Below are 14,981 nucleotides of genomic sequence, written 5' to 3'. Positions count from 1 at the left end.
TTAAATGAAGGGTGTGATGAAGATGCCAGCAAGTATAAAATCTTCTATGAAAGATTTTCACTTAATGGTAAGTGGACAGATTATTACTATTTTAGGATCAACACTTTTACGTTTTGCTCTGTCGTTATATGTGCTAGATATAACAGGGCGTGCTGATATATTTGCAGGATTATATGCGGTTACAAGTATTCCGTTTTTGTTAGCTCCTGTTGGCGGAGCGATAGCAGATCGTTTCAATCGTCGTAATTTAATGGTTATTTTTGATTTTATAAACGCTGCGATTGTATTAATCTTTATAGTTTTATTATTTACTGGATCTGTATCTATTATATTGATTGGAACTATTATGTTTTTACTTGCAGTCATTAGTGCAATGTACTCACCAGTTGTAATGGCGAGTATTCCGCAATTAGTTCCAGAGAAAAAGTTAGAACAAGCGAACGGTATCGTAAATGGTGTGCAAGCATTATCTAATATAGTAGCTCCTGTATTAGGAGGAATGTTGTACGGCATAATTGGTTTGAAAATACTTGTAATAATAAGTTGCCTTGCTTTCTTTTTATCTGCGATTTTAGAAATGTTTATTACAATACCTTTTATAAAAAGAGCACAAGAAAATCATATTATACCGACAATTGTAAAGGATATGAAAGATGGCTTCGTATTCGTTTTAAAACAACTATTTATTTTGAAATCTATGCTTTTAGCTGCATTACTAAATTTAATACTAACACCACTATTTGTAGTTGGTGCTCCAATTATTATACGAGTAACGATGGAAAGTAGCGACACGTTATACGGAATTGGAATGGGATTGATCGATTTTGCTACTATTTTAGGTGCATTATCAATAGGTTTTTTTGCGAAAAAGCTACAGATGAAAACATTGTATTACTGGATGCTGTTAATAGCTTTATTAGTAATACCAATGGCACTATCCGTTACGCCAGTTATTCTTAATTTAGGATACTATCCACCATTTATCCTCTTTATACTCTCTTCTATTCTAATTGCAATGATCATGACAATTGTATCCATTTATGTAATTACTGTAGTCCAAAAGAAAACACCGAATGAAAACCTAGGAAAAGTAATGGCAATTATAACAGCGGTATCTCAATGTATGGCACCAATTGGGCAAGTCATTTATGGTTTTATGTTTGAAGAATTCAATATGAAAATTTATTTACCTATATTAGCTATTAGTTTCATAATGATAATAATAGCGATAGTGACGAAGAAAATATTATGGAATGAGGGGAACTAGCTTAATATGATTAGGAGAATGTTAAAAAGAGATTTCTCTCAAAATAAATTGATAATTACCATTTTATTTATGTTTATCATGTTATCAAGCCTTTTAATGGCTAGTGCTTCAAGTAATGTTATAAATCTATTGAACTCGATGGATCAATTGTTTAAAGTATCAAGCGCACCGCACTTCGTACAAATGCATGCCGGAGAAATAAATCAAAAGTCAATCGACTCATTTGTAGCGAAAACTCCTTTTGTAAAAAAGCAGCAAACGGCTGAGATGGTTCAAATAGGTGGGTCTAACATTTTTATAAAGAAGAAAAATCAAGCGGAACATAATAGTGTAATGGACATTAGCTTCGTTAAACAAAATAGTAATTTTGACTTTTTATTAGATTTAAATAATGAAGTGATCGATGTTAGGAAAGGGGAACTAGGTGTACCAATTTATTATATGCAAAAATATAATTTGCGTATTGGAGATAAAATATGGGTTGTTAAAAATAATAATGAATTAGCATTGACTATTTCGGCATTTGTTCGTGATGTTCAAATGAACCCATCACTTGTTAGTTCAAAACGATTTGTAATAAGCGATGAAGACTTTGAAAGAATAAAGGGGAATTTTGGAGAAAGTGAATATCTTATTGAATTCCAGCTAACAGATGTAAATAAAATAAATGAATTTGAAAATCTATACCAGTCATCGAACTTACCTCAAAAAGGTCCCTCTATTACGTATTCACTCTTTAAAACACTCAACTCATTAACAGATGGAATAATAGCTGCAGTACTTATCATGATAAGTACATTATTAATGTTAATCGCAAGTTTATGTATAAGATTTACGATTATGACTTCTATGGAAGAAGATTATCGGGAAATTGGTGTAATGAAAGCTATCGGCATTACAAGCAAAGAGATCCAAAAATTATATGTAACAAAATATGTTGTTATGGCTGCTAGCGGGTGTATATGTGGATATATTCTTTCATTATTTGTTACAAAAATATTTACCTCTAATATCTCACTTTATATGGGAACAGCAAATACGAGTATTTTACATTTTGTTGTGCCAATAATAGTCACAACTTTGTTATTTTTAGTCGTTACCCTTTTCTGTCGTATTATTTTGCGGAATTTCAGGAGAATTACAGCAATAGATGCTTTACGATCAAGAGATAATCTAGGAAAGGGGAAGGTGAAAAGTTCTTTTTCTCTCTCTCAAACTAAAATTATAAATGTAAATATATTTATTGGTATACAAGATGTCGTAAAACGCTTTAAGTTATATCGCGTATTAAGTATCGTTTTAATCATAGCCGTGTTCATGATTGTCGTACCTGTTAACTTTTTGTATACGATTCAGTCACCGAAGTTTGTAAATTACATGGGAACAGGAAAAAGTGATATTCGAATAGATTTACAGCAATCTGAAAATATAGAAAAGCGGTTTAATGACGTTATAACGTATATCAGAAACGATGAAGAGGTAGAAAAATATGCAGCATTTGTAACGAGTACATTTAAAATGGTGAACGCTGAAGGTACACATGAAAACTTAAATGTAGAAGTAGGAGACTTCACTCAATTTCCATTAGATTATGTTCAAGGAATAGCACCAAAAAATGAAAAAGAGATTGCTCTATCTTATATGAACGCAAATGAATTAAAAAAGAATGTAGGGGATGAAATCGTTTTATTTGTAGAAGGAAAAGAAAAAACACTAACTATTAGTGGGATATATCAAGATGTAACGAATGGTGGGAAAACAGCTAAAGTGAGCTTCTCTTATAATAGCGAAAATATAGTATGGTATGTAGTAAATGTAGATATGAAGCCTACTGTGAATTTACAAGAAAAAGTGAAGGCGTATAAACATAATTTTAGTTCTGCAAAAATAACAGATACAGATGATTATTTAACGCAAACTTTAGGAGAGACAATGAAACAATTAAGACTCGTGACGCAAGTGGCAATTTTGATTGCAATATTGATATCAGTTTTAATTACTACAATGTTTTTTAAAATGTTATTGGCAAAAGACTCTTCGCAAATATTAATTATGAAAAGTATAGGCTTTTCTTACAAAGATATTCGTATACAGTATATAACTCGTTCTATTGTCATTGTATTAATAGGCATTGTAACAGGGACATTACTAGCTGCTACGTTTGGTGAAATGTTAGTAAGTTGGTTAGGCTCATTTATGGGAGCAGCTCATATAAAGTTTGTCGTGAATCCTATCGTTTCTTATGTAATATGTCCAGCTATATTATTTATATCTGTGGCCGCAACAACACTTTTCAGTAGTTTTACTATGAAACAAACAAACGATGTAAAGCCAAATGGAGAGTAGGGGTGTGTAACTTGAGCAAAATTTTAGAAGTTAAACAATTAAACAAAAAATATTCAATAGATGGAAATACAATTTATCATGTACTAAAAAATATAGATTTAGAGATTTACGAGGGAGAGTTTGTATCGGTCATGGGGCCTTCTGGTTCTGGGAAATCGACGTTACTATATAATATTAGTGGAATGGATCAAATGTCATCAGGAAGTGTGAAAGTTGATAGTAAAGAAATATCATGTATGAAAGAAGAAGCGTTAGCCAAATTGCGCCTTACTGAAATAGGATTTATTTTTCAGCAGAGCAACCTTCTAAGAAACTTGAATCTATTTGATAATATCATCTTGTCAGCATATTTAGCGAAATGTGAGAGTAAGGAAACAGTAAATCAACGTGCTCTGGAGCTAATGAGGAAAATGGGGATAAGTGATATAGCGTCTCATTATATAACCGAAGCATCTGGAGGCCAATTACAAAGAGTTTCTATTTGTAGAGCGCTTATCAATAATCCAAATGTTATTTTTGCTGATGAGCCAACGGGTGCTCTAAATTTAAAATCAACAGAAGAGGTAATGCAAATATTACTAAATATTAATCGTGATGGAACTACTATTATGTTAGTGACTCATGATGTAAAGGTAGCAGCGAAAACAGAAAGAGTTCTTTTTATGTTGGATGGAGAACTTGTTAGCGAAATTCAATTAGGTAAGCTTAGGAATGATGAGTTGAAAGTGCGAGAAGAGAATCTATTAAAATGGTTAGCTGTACTTGGATTTTAAAGAGAAAAACTCCTATTAAATGTAGGAGTTTTTCTTTGTATGAAAGTTCTGAAAGATATATAATAATTTTCTGACTATTAAAATTTGGAGGAGTACATATGAAAAATGAAACGTTGCACAAGCAAGAAGACATTATTAAAATGCTTGATTTATTATTAAGACCGGCAGAACCATTTTGGAATGAATTTTATGCGAATAGAGAAAAAGATGTTCCGTTTTTTGCAAATGTTCCAGATGAAAATCTAGTTTCATATATAGAAACAGGATGGATTTCCAAAGGGAAAGTGCTGGAACTTGGATGCGGTCCAGGAAGAAATGCTATTTATTTAGCGATTGAAGGATTTGGAGTAACAGCAGTGGATTTATCTATAGAGGGCATTAATTGGGCGAAAGAAAGGGCGTTAGCAAAAGGAATAGAAATTGATTTTATTTGTGATTCGATTTTTAATTTAAAGGGTCAAAATGATTTTGATTTTGTATACGATTCGGGCTGTTTACATCATATTCCACCACATAGAAGGATACATTATGTGGATTTAATTAAAAACTCATTGAAATCGGGTGGTTATTTTGGAGTAACATGTTTTGCAGCAGGCGATTTAGATGAGAGAAATGGATCAGAATTAACAGATTGGGACGTATATAGAGGATGGAGTCTACAAGGTGGTCTTGCATATTCTGAAGAAAAATTAAAAGAGATATTTAAAGAATTTGAAGTGATTGAAATTAGAAAAATGAAACAGATTGAACAACCAAATACTATGTTTGGAGAATCATTTCTTTGGACAGCATTATTTAAGAAGAAATAAATAAGTAGATAATTGACAAACTCATCGTTTTTATAGACAATATATTTATGGGAATATATGTTCGGTTTTTGTTGGCTGATGTATGTTTCGCATAAATACATAACAAGGGGCTGTCTTTATATGAGTAACACAAATCAAAAAATCACTACGTTTTTAATGTTTGAAGGTAAAGCTGAGGAGGCGATGAATTTTTACACGTCGCTATTCGATCAATCAGAAATTGTAAGTATCTCTCGCTATGATGAAAATGGACCTGGTAAAGAGGGTTCTGTCATTCATGCAACTTTTACGTTAAATGGCCAAGAATTCATGTGCATTGATAGTTATGTAAAGCATGGTTTTACATTTACACCATCTATGTCTCTTTATGTAACTTGTGAGACAGAAGAAGAAATTGAAACGGTTTTTCATAAACTATCGCAGGATGGATCCATACTAATGCCTTTAGGTTCTTATCCATTTAGCAAAAAGTTTGGCTGGTTAAATGATAAATATGGTGTGTCTTGGCAGTTAACGCTTGCGGAATAAAAATTTAAAAAGAAAAAGCGTAGCCTATTTATAGTTACGCTTTTTCTTTTTAAGAATTTTGCTTGCCGAATCTTTCACCGAGTTTAGCTAACAATTCAGGCTGATCCCCTTGGCTCATTACAACTTCAACAAAGGTAAGTTGATTCTTATCAATACTTATTTTAGTTAAGACTTCTTTTAACTCTGTTTCATTTTCTACTTTAAATGTTTGGCTTTTTTCTTCTGTTCCGAATACGTTCGCTAGTTTTGTGTAATCCCACATTTGTATGTCATTATACGGTTGATTTTGGCCGTGAATTGCACGTTCAACAGTGTATCCGTTGTTATTGATTAAAAATATAATCGGTTTTAAATTTTGCCGTAGTATAGTCGATAACTCTTGGACAGTTAATTGGAAAGAACCATCACCAATAACTAAAATGTTGCGCCGCGATAAATTAGCGAGCTGTGTACCAAGTAGGGCAGGTAATGTATAGCCGATCGATCCCCATAATGGTTGCGCTACATATGTTGTGTTATTCGGTAAAGGGATAGTAGCACTACCGAAGAAAGGTGTTCCTTGCTCTGCAATTAAAACATCGTTTTCTTGTAATAAATGGTATATTTGTTGCCAAAAACGTTTTTGTGTAACCATTTGAGCTTTTGGATTGAACTCTTCTGTCATAGATAGTGATTCTGAAATAAAGGGCTTAATTTCAAGTGTTTCCTCTATGCGATGTTCGATTAAATCACTTAATTGTTCTAAAACATCTTTCATTACAACGGGTCCATATGTTTTATCTATAATTTTCACAGTATAGGGATGGATTTCTATAACTTGCTCTTTCGTAAAACCTTGTGTAAAGCCGCCGGTAATAGTATCAGTTAATTTTACGCCAATACTAATAATACAGTCAGATTCATCAATTCTTTTTCGTAAGTAGGGAGAACTAACATCACCAGTATAAATTCCTATAAATTGAGGGTGTTTTTCAGGGAATATTCCTTTCCCCATACTTAATGTTGCGATAGGAAACCCAGTTTTTTCTACAAATTGATGCATATATTCTTCCGCGTGAAAACGAGCCACTTCAAAATCAGCTAAAATAACAGGTTTTTTGGCACTATTAATTTTTGAAGTTGCATGTAGAAGCATTTTATCCAGCGTTTCTATATTACTTAAAATCGTTTTATGTAAAATTGGTTCTGTAGGTTTATTAATTGGTTTATTATACACATCAATCGGTAATTGAATATGAACAGGGCGTTTCTCATGCCAACATGCACGTAACACACGGTCAATTTCCTCAGCAGCATGCTCAGGTGTTAATTTTGATTGTGCTACTGTGATTTCTCTATACATATTGGAGAAATGATCGAACTTTCCATCACCTAACGTATGATGAACGAGTGCTCCATTTTCCATTACTGTTGTTGTTGGTGTCCCCGTGATTTTTATAATAGGTACGTTCTCTGCGTATGAGCCAGCAACGCCGTTAATGGCGCTTAACTCTCCAACACCGAAAGTGGTAATAAGAGCGGCGATTCCTTTTATACGAGCATATCCATCAGCAGCATATGCCGCATTCAATTCATTACAATTGCCAACCCACTCTAGCTTTTCATGTGTTAGTATATCATCTAAAAAAGCTAAATTATAATCACCAGGAACACCAAAAATATGCTCAATTCCTAATTCTCTTAGTCGATCTAGTAAATATGCACTTACAGTATATTGCGTTTTCAAGTGAATCATCTCCTAATTATGCAATGAACATTTCAATAGACTAAAGAAGTTCCAATGCGTTCTATAAAATATTGATTACTGGATTGTGGTATAATTTACATATAGGGGGAAAGTAGATGACACAACATAAAGAAGAACAGATGAATGAAGCATTAGCATTATTTTACTTTGCATATAAAACATTTACTGAAAAGCCAGATGAAATTATAAAAGAGTATGGCATACAACGAGTACATCACCGAATTTTATTTTTTATCGCACGATTTCCAGGGATAAGTGTAAATGAGTTATTATCACTGCTAGAAATAAGTAAACAAGCTCTTCACGGACCACTACGACAACTTGTGGAAAAGGGCTTAATTGAGAGTAATGAAGCTACACATGATCGCCGTGTGAAACAGTTATCTTTAACAGAAATAGGTGTAGATTTAGAGAAAAAACTGAGCGATGTTCAAAGACAACAAATGAGTGTTATTTTTTCAAAATTTGGTGAATCGTGTGAAGAAAATTGGCATCAAGTTATGAATGAAATGGCAAATAGTCGATCAGGTTTTGATGCTTGGATATCAAAACGAGAAGTTGTAATCGATCAAAAATAATAAGAAATATATCTGTATTTATAGTTTGAAAAAGAACAAATTTTATCCATACATTTGGCAACTATGAATTGGTCATAGAGTGAATGGATAAAAAGATACATTACTAGATACTTTATACGTGTACGCAATGGAACAATAAAATTCACATTTCCGAGAGGGGAATTATTATGATAAAACTTGTACTTATTCGTCACGGACAAAGTTTATGGAATCTTGAAAATCGATTTACTGGTTGGACAGATGTAGATTTATCAGAGAATGGACTAAGTGAGGCAAGAGAAGCAGGAGCAATATTAAAGAAAAACGGATATACTTTTGATGTTGCTTATACATCTGTATTAAAACGAGCAATCCGGACGTTATGGATTGTACTTCATGAGATGGATCTTGCTTGGGTCCCAGTACATAAATCTTGGAAGCTAAATGAAAGACATTATGGTGCATTGCAAGGGTTGAATAAAGATGAAACTGCGAAAAAGTATGGTGAGGAGCAAGTTCATATTTGGAGAAGAAGTATTGATGTAAGACCACCTGCTCTTACTGAGGATGATCCTAGATATGAAATGAATGATCCAAAATATAAAACACTTAAAAAAGGTGAGTTTCCATTGACTGAATGTTTAGTGGATACGGAGAAAAGAGTACTTGATTATTGGCATTCAGAAATTGCGCCGTCATTAAAAAGTGGTGAAAAGGTAATTATTTCATCACACGGTAATACGATTCGTTCGCTAGTGAAATACTTAGATAACCTTTCAAGCGATGGTGTTGTTTCATTAAATATTCCAACGAGCATTCCACTCGTTTATGAATTAGACGATGATTTACGTCCGATTCGTCATTATTACTTAAGTATGGACGGAGAAGTACCAGAAGGGGAAATTCCGAAACATATTTCTTTTTAACATGAAAATTTGAAACGCATGCTTGTCTACATATACAATGTAGATTCATGATAAAAGACGTGGCACCTTCTAATGTATATGCGATATTGCTAAATTTAGAAGCTTGTCCACGTCTTTTGTCATAAAGAGGGCTGCTTGTGCATGTAATGATATCGTGAGTAGTTTTTGAATGGAGGGTGATGTCATTGGTGATCTCTAACATTCGAATCGGCTTATTTATTTTAGCAATCGTTTTTTTCGTTCTTGTGTTCTATTACTGGAGAAACGAAGAGTTGTACGAGGAGAAAAAGCAACGTATTAGAAAGACTTGGTATGGATTGTTTATAATATCAGTCACCGTGTATTTCATGATAAAAGGAATTGATTTAACCCTCTGGAAAAACCTTTTAATGTTCACTGCAATGGTTATTTTCGTTGATATCGCATTTATTTTAACACCTAATATTTCAGAAATATGGGGAGCGAAATTTAGCGATATTGGCAAAACAGTTCAATCGATAAAACGTTCATTAATTGCTTCTAAAGCAAGAGGAGAAATATATACAACAATTATTCAAAATGTCAATCCAGCAATGTTCGGTACAATGGAATGGCATACGGAAGAGGAATATACAAAAAGCCTAAACGCATTTTTAGATTCGTATGGAGAAAAGATTGGAGCGAAAATTGTTGTATTTGAAGCGGCAAAGGAATTAAATACTAACTTTCGCGGTATCCGTTCTCAATTTAGTATTATCGTTCCGTTAGAACACATTGAGCAATTGAATGAGCAGAAAGCGGTACAAGTAGAAAATGTCGGAATTATACCAGCAAAAACTGTGAGTGATGTTTTCATTGTTATTGATGGGAAGAAAAATAACCTGCAAGATCGAGATTTTGAAAATGTATATAATTTAACAATACATCATAGTTATTTTAGTAAATAAGGACAGGATTTTCTTCTGTCCTTTTCACTTATACATAAAGGTAAAGCGAATTTAGACAAACTTGTATAAAATCGGACAATCATTCCTACACTAGCACGTAGAGGTGATTGTAGTGATAAAAGATTATGACAATGATTTTTTTAAAGAAGATAATGAAGATACAACAGATTTTTCTTTAATAAAAGGGGATACATTACAGCAAGTAGAAGAATTAGAAGAAGAATTAAAAAGAAAATCATAAGTGTACACTCTTTCTACATTTGCGATATAATATAAATAGAAGATTGTATCTTTTTGAAGAGGGGGAGAAGAGATGGCTGAAGTAATGTACAAAAGTCTTCATTTTTTAAAGAAAAAAAAGAAGAAGCAAATACAGATTTCTCTCTTGTGAAAGGTGCATTAACGGAAAATATAAATCGGTTAGAGAAACTGATGAATAATAGCAGTTCAAAATATATACGAGTGAAAAAAACAAAAGAAAATGCATAGTGCATTTTCTTTTGTTTTTTATTTAGCATTTAACTTTTCTTTTACTTTTGCAGGTAAGTCAGCTTCTTGAACCTCTTCATATGACTTCACTTCAATTGATGATATTTCATTTTTGCTCTTATCATCTTGATCTACATAAAGACATAAAAATGCATTTTCATTTAATTTATGATCATTTGATGTTTTTTTACTTCTAAATGTAATTTGTTTTTTTACTCCGTCTTCGTCATATGTGGGCAACGTGTAATTTCGTAAGTTTTTACCTTCTACTTTTTCGATCGTCCCTTCGCCTTTTATCTGCACATAATACACATCTTTACCAATTCGATTTAGTGATGCTCGCTCACACCCAATAGTAATACTAGAAAATAATAAACATAGTGTAATAATTGATAAAAACTTTTTCATTTTCTTTATCTCCTTCAATTTGTTTCTTTACACAGTATACAGCTATTATGAAATGAGAAAAATCAATATAGATTACAACACCATTACAATGTTGTAAGGGTATTGTCTATAAAATGAACAATATATTAAAAAGTTAAAAGAAAGGTAAAATAATGAATCATGGTATAATGATTAAAGACTTACATATTATTTTTTCATTTTGAGAGGAGCTTAAAAATGTATTCTACTTTAGAACAATTAACAAAGCACCCTGTATTTTATCATTTTGCAGAAATTTCAAAGATTCCTAGAGGATCTGGTAATGAAAAGGAAATTAGTGATTATTTAGTTGGTTTTGCAAAAGAGCGTAACTTAGAAGTGATTCAAGATGAAGCAATGAATGTCATTATAAAAAAAGACGCAACTACTGGCTATGAAAATGTACCAGCTATTATCATTCAAGGCCATATGGATATGGTATGTGAAAAAAATCAAGCAACCGTACATGATTTTGAAAAAGATCCAATTGAATTACGAATTATTGGGGATATGTTATATGCAAATCAAACGACTTTAGGTGCTGATAACGGTATTGCTGTTGCATATGCAATGGCATTATTAGATTCAAAAGATATTCAGCATCCAGCACTTGAAGTAGTTATTACTACTGAGGAAGAAACGACAATGGGTGGGGCTTTCGCTGTTGACCCAAATCATTTTGAAGGAAAAATCTTTATTAATATTGATTCTGAAGAAGATCATAAATTACTTGTAAGTAGCGCAGGTGGTGCGAAAGCCGTAGAAACAATTCCAGTAATATGGGATGAAGCGCCAGTGAATACGGATGCATACCGTCTATATGTTGGTGGTTTAAAAGGCGGACATTCTGGTATGGAAATTGATAAACAACGAGGTAATGCGAACAAAGTATTAGGACGAGTATTACGAGATTTATCAGCAAATATCCAATTTGATATAAGCGAGGTTCACGGCGGATTAAAAACAAATGCAATTCCGCGTGAAAGTGTAGCTACTATTGTATTACGTACGGAAGATGTAGAGAAAGTAGAAGAAAAACTAGAATCATGGACAAGAGTATTACAAGAAGAAATGCGTGCTGTTGATCCAGATGTTCATGTAACACTTACAAAATTGGATGAGAAAGTAGAAAAAGTATTTGCTAAAGAGACACAAAAGCAACTTATTTCATCATTATTCTTAATTCCGAATGGCATTCAAAGTATGAGCATGGATATTAAAGGCCTAGTAGAAAGTTCAACAAATTTAGGCGTTATTGAAACGTTGCAAGATGAAATTAAATTACGTAACGAAGTGAGAAGTTCTGTAAGTAGTTTAAAACAACATGTTGCAGATGAAATTAAATGTATTGCCGAATTAGTTGGTGCAACATTTGAAATAGAGTCAGAGTATCCAGAATGGCCATACAACCCGAATTCACAAATTCGTAATTTATTTGAAAAAGTGCATCAAGAAAAATACAATAAAGATGCTGAAATCTTCGCTGTACATGCAGGTATTGAATGTAGTGCATTCGTTCAAAAGATGCCTGACTTAGATGCAATTGCATTCGGTCCAGATATTTTCAACGTTCACACTCCAGATGAACATATTAGTATTTCTTCTGTTGTGAATAACTGGGGATTCTTCGTTGATGTAATGAAGGGTACGAAAGAATTAGCTAAATAATATGGATGAAATGAAAAGTAGCCTATAAAACTTTATAGGCTACTTTTTTGTATTGATCTTTATTATGAGTTTTTTTGTTGATAGTTTTGTTCTTATTTCTAGAGGAGATTGTACCAAAGATTGCTCCTGATATTGCTCCGATTAAAGTCATAAAAATTGCACTCCATGTTGCAAATGACATTATTACACCTCCAAATAATAAATTATTGTTTCTTAGCCTTTTGAATAGAAATGATAATTGCAACAACTATTAAGAAAATAAGAGGAGACCAAGAAAAGAAAGACATGTAACATTCTCCTTTCAATATTATTTTTAAATATTTTTATAAACAAATTATCGCATTTTTAAAGAGTGAACATATAGAATATGCAATATTGCATATTGAATGGTAAAACTTATAGAAGTGGAAACAGTTATTGAATAAAAATGATAATTTATAAAGAAAGTAAGGATTTTTTTAAACCTTAAAAAGGGCAAACAATTAAAAAGTTCCTCTATCTTATATAAGGTAGAGGAGCTTTTAAAATGGTTTTTATTTAAAAAAATAGTATCCAATATTTATTTACTGGTGAGATAAACGTAAATTATTTTGAGATTTTAAAGCTGCCCCCATAATAATAATTTTCTCCAAGTTTCATAACAGCTACATATGTTCCTGGATTATAAGCCTTAGTAATAGGTGTTACAAATCTACCATAATTATGTTTTAAACCTGAGTCATAAATGGTTTTATATCTATGCAAGTTTATTGCATCATTTTCATTTCCGCTCAATTGATATATTTTTACAATACCAGTATCTTTACCACCAGTATATATAGTAACATCGAATGTATCTCCATGTTTTAAGTCACCAACTGCTAACTCTTCTATAAAATCTGCATTATGATGTAATAAAAAATAGCTTTGCCACCGCCAATTATCTAAAAATCTTGATTCTTTTTGTGTAAGTTGCGATTCAGCAGACACAGGTGGGAGCGTACCAATTGTATTCGAAAATAAAAATCCTCCAACAGTCAATGCACCAATAATTGTTGATTGTCTTAAATGTTTCATCTTCTAGACCTCCTAATTAATAAAGGATTCAGAAATCTCTTTTGTGAAAAACTAGCTGTGAAATCTAATGGATGATAATATCTTCTATAATCATATTAACATTTATTGATTTATCAGACAAATCGATAAATAATAAAACTATACCGGGGGAGCTAAGGCTAATATAAGAAAAAAGCGAGATGTATAGCTAAGAAATCTGTATTATATGTAATTGGGATTTGTTATTTGAAAACTCGATTGTTTTAATGCTGAAATTTCAATTCAATTTAGTACATAATTTTATAATTTGACTTATGTAATTTATCACGTTATGATTTTTTTATTATAAAAGAAAGGCTTGAATATAATGATTCGTCGTTTGAGAAAGCTAAAAAATGTAGCAGTCGTAGTAAGCTTCTAAGTAAATTGCAAAAATCTACAATACTTAGAAGCGAGGAATAAAGTTATGAAGCATCCATTATTTAATCATTGGTCAGAAACAAAGTATATAAAAGATATAGTAACAAATCCACTTATTGAGGTAGGAGAGTACTCCTATTATTCAGGTTATTATGGTCATCAAAATTTTGAAGATGGCTGTGTAAGGTATTTGTGGGGGGATGCTAAGTCCCGAGCGCTGTTCAATCCAATTGAACAGATGGGATGGCATCTTGATAAACTCATTATTGGGAACTATGTTTGTATTGCGAGTGGAGTAATCATTTTAATGGGTGGTAATCATAATCATCACTCAGAATGGATTACAGTATATCCATTCGCTGAACAAATTGAACATTCATATGAACCGAAGGGTGATACAATTATAAAAAGTGATGCCTGGATTGGAATGAATGCTATTATTATGCCTGGCGTTACAATCGGTGAAGGTGCAATCGTTGCAGCTGGATCTGTCGTAAGTAAAGATGTTCCGCCGTATACAATAGTTGGTGGAAATCCTGTTAAGGAAATAAAGAAACGATTCACTGATACAGAAATGAATATGCTAATGGAAATGCGTTGGTTTGATTGGGATAGAGAATTAGTTGAGAAGGCAATGCCGCTTTTATCTAGTTCATCTATTGAATTATTATATGATTTTTATAACAAGGAAATAAAAAATAGATAGATCTGTGAGGGAAACTACATTCTATATAGGATGTAGTTTTTTAGTATAAAAAATTAATAGTCTAGACTAAGGAAAATTCATCTCTGATATGAGTATAGTAAATAGCTAAATTCAATAATTAAAATCATTGATAGCTAATAAGACCAGTGTGTCTCGATATTTAATCGGGACACACTGGTTTTATTTTTTGAAAATGTGGAACAAATGTATTATTTAGATTGTCTACTCATTGTAATCCTAAAAAATATGAAATTACGGATCATTTTTAATAATACAAGGGTATGATACTACGTATCGGTGCGCCTAACAGGGTGGAATGGTCTATATGAAAGCGATCCTAACGTCTTATATGTATATA

The 14,981-nt window shown here is 32.3% G+C and carries 15 protein-coding genes and 1 pseudogene; 12 read left to right on the top strand and 4 right to left on the bottom strand.

The features are described 5' to 3' along the window. The first annotated feature begins 4 nt into the window (after positions 1-4). The 5 genes from MKO96_RS02715 to MKO96_RS02695 all read left to right on the top strand — a co-directional run bounded on the left by MKO96_RS02715 (position 5) and on the right by MKO96_RS02695 (position 5,723). Complete coding sequence (locus MKO96_RS02715) at positions 5-1,267, top strand: MFS transporter (protein WP_276314051.1); 1,263 nt, start codon at positions 5-7, stop codon at positions 1,265-1,267. Positions 1,268-1,273: 6 nt separating this feature from the next. After that, positions 1,274-3,613, top strand: a complete 2,340-nt coding sequence (locus MKO96_RS02710) for an ABC transporter permease (RefSeq protein ID WP_240586581.1) — start codon at positions 1,274-1,276, stop codon at positions 3,611-3,613. A gap of 11 nt (positions 3,614-3,624) precedes the next feature. After that, positions 3,625-4,386 carry an ABC transporter ATP-binding protein gene (locus MKO96_RS02705; protein ID WP_240586580.1) on the top strand — a complete coding sequence of 254 codons (762 nt, stop codon included), beginning with the start codon at positions 3,625-3,627 and terminating at the stop codon, positions 4,384-4,386. A 98-nt stretch (positions 4,387-4,484) separates the two neighbouring features. Beyond that, the gene (locus MKO96_RS02700; RefSeq protein WP_240586579.1) at positions 4,485-5,195 is read left to right on the top strand and encodes a class I SAM-dependent methyltransferase; all 711 of its coding nucleotides are present in this window, start codon (positions 4,485-4,487) and stop codon (positions 5,193-5,195) included. A gap of 120 nt (positions 5,196-5,315) precedes the next feature. Beyond that, positions 5,316-5,723: a VOC family protein gene (locus MKO96_RS02695; RefSeq protein ID WP_240586578.1), complete on the top strand. Its 408-nt coding sequence runs from the start codon at positions 5,316-5,318 to the stop codon at positions 5,721-5,723. A 49-nt stretch (positions 5,724-5,772) separates the two neighbouring features. Here MKO96_RS02695 and MKO96_RS02690 read toward each other — a convergent pair whose 3' ends face one another. Then, complete coding sequence (locus MKO96_RS02690) at positions 5,773-7,458, bottom strand: alpha-keto acid decarboxylase family protein (RefSeq protein ID WP_240586577.1); 1,686 nt, start codon at positions 7,456-7,458, stop codon at positions 5,773-5,775. Between the two features lie 107 nt (positions 7,459-7,565). Here MKO96_RS02690 and MKO96_RS02685 point away from each other — a divergent pair, with 107 nt between their 5' ends. From MKO96_RS02685 to spoIISB, 5 genes and pseudogenes are all read left to right on the top strand, one after another. After that, complete coding sequence (locus MKO96_RS02685) at positions 7,566-8,048, top strand: MarR family winged helix-turn-helix transcriptional regulator (protein ID WP_000191899.1); 483 nt, start codon at positions 7,566-7,568, stop codon at positions 8,046-8,048. Between the two features lie 167 nt (positions 8,049-8,215). Further along, positions 8,216-8,953, top strand: coding sequence for a 2,3-diphosphoglycerate-dependent phosphoglycerate mutase (gene gpmA / locus MKO96_RS02680; protein ID WP_240586576.1), 738 nt, complete (start codon positions 8,216-8,218; stop codon positions 8,951-8,953). Between the two features lie 188 nt (positions 8,954-9,141). Next, on the top strand, positions 9,142-9,879 hold the full coding sequence (locus MKO96_RS02675; RefSeq protein WP_140386792.1) for a type II toxin-antitoxin system SpoIISA family toxin: 738 nt from the start codon (positions 9,142-9,144) through the stop codon (positions 9,877-9,879). 112 nt (positions 9,880-9,991) lie between these two features. Further along, the gene (locus tag MKO96_RS02670; protein WP_029438356.1) at positions 9,992-10,120 is read left to right on the top strand and encodes a hypothetical protein; all 129 of its coding nucleotides are present in this window, start codon (positions 9,992-9,994) and stop codon (positions 10,118-10,120) included. An 83-nt stretch (positions 10,121-10,203) separates the two neighbouring features. Beyond that, positions 10,204-10,368, top strand: a pseudogene (gene spoIISB / locus MKO96_RS02665) (stage II sporulation protein SB); the annotation flags it as partial. Positions 10,369-10,386: 18 nt separating this feature from the next. Here spoIISB and MKO96_RS02660 read toward each other — a convergent pair. Then, entirely contained in the window at positions 10,387-10,776 is a 390-nt protein-coding gene (locus tag MKO96_RS02660) for a YxeA family protein (protein ID WP_240586575.1), read from the bottom strand. Between the two features lie 216 nt (positions 10,777-10,992). Here MKO96_RS02660 and pepD point away from each other — a divergent pair, with 216 nt between their 5' ends. Beyond that, positions 10,993-12,462: a beta-Ala-His dipeptidase gene (pepD, locus tag MKO96_RS02655; RefSeq protein WP_240586574.1), complete on the top strand. Its 1,470-nt coding sequence runs from the start codon at positions 10,993-10,995 to the stop codon at positions 12,460-12,462. A 22-nt stretch (positions 12,463-12,484) separates the two neighbouring features. Here the strand turns inward: pepD and MKO96_RS02650 are convergent, their stop codons facing one another. Together MKO96_RS02650 and MKO96_RS02645 are read right to left on the bottom strand one after the other, a co-directional pair. Continuing rightward, entirely contained in the window at positions 12,485-12,643 is a 159-nt protein-coding gene (locus MKO96_RS02650; RefSeq protein ID WP_240587394.1) for a hypothetical protein, read from the bottom strand. A 404-nt stretch (positions 12,644-13,047) separates the two neighbouring features. Further along, positions 13,048-13,518, bottom strand: a complete 471-nt coding sequence (locus MKO96_RS02645) for a DUF5065 family protein (RefSeq protein ID WP_240586573.1) — start codon at positions 13,516-13,518, stop codon at positions 13,048-13,050. A 445-nt stretch (positions 13,519-13,963) separates the two neighbouring features. Here MKO96_RS02645 and MKO96_RS02640 point away from each other — a divergent pair, with 445 nt between their 5' ends. After that, a complete protein-coding gene (locus MKO96_RS02640; RefSeq protein WP_240586572.1) occupies positions 13,964-14,623 on the top strand; it encodes a CatB-related O-acetyltransferase in 660 nt (219 codons plus the stop codon). Positions 14,624-14,981: the final 358 nt, after the last annotated feature.

The organism is Bacillus sp. ES1-5 (genome assembly GCF_022487605.1).
Classification (GTDB): domain Bacteria; phylum Bacillota; class Bacilli; order Bacillales; family Bacillaceae_G; genus Bacillus_A; species Bacillus_A wiedmannii.
The sequence above is the reverse complement of the archived record's forward strand: the minus strand, read 5'-3'. Positions and strand labels throughout refer to the sequence as shown.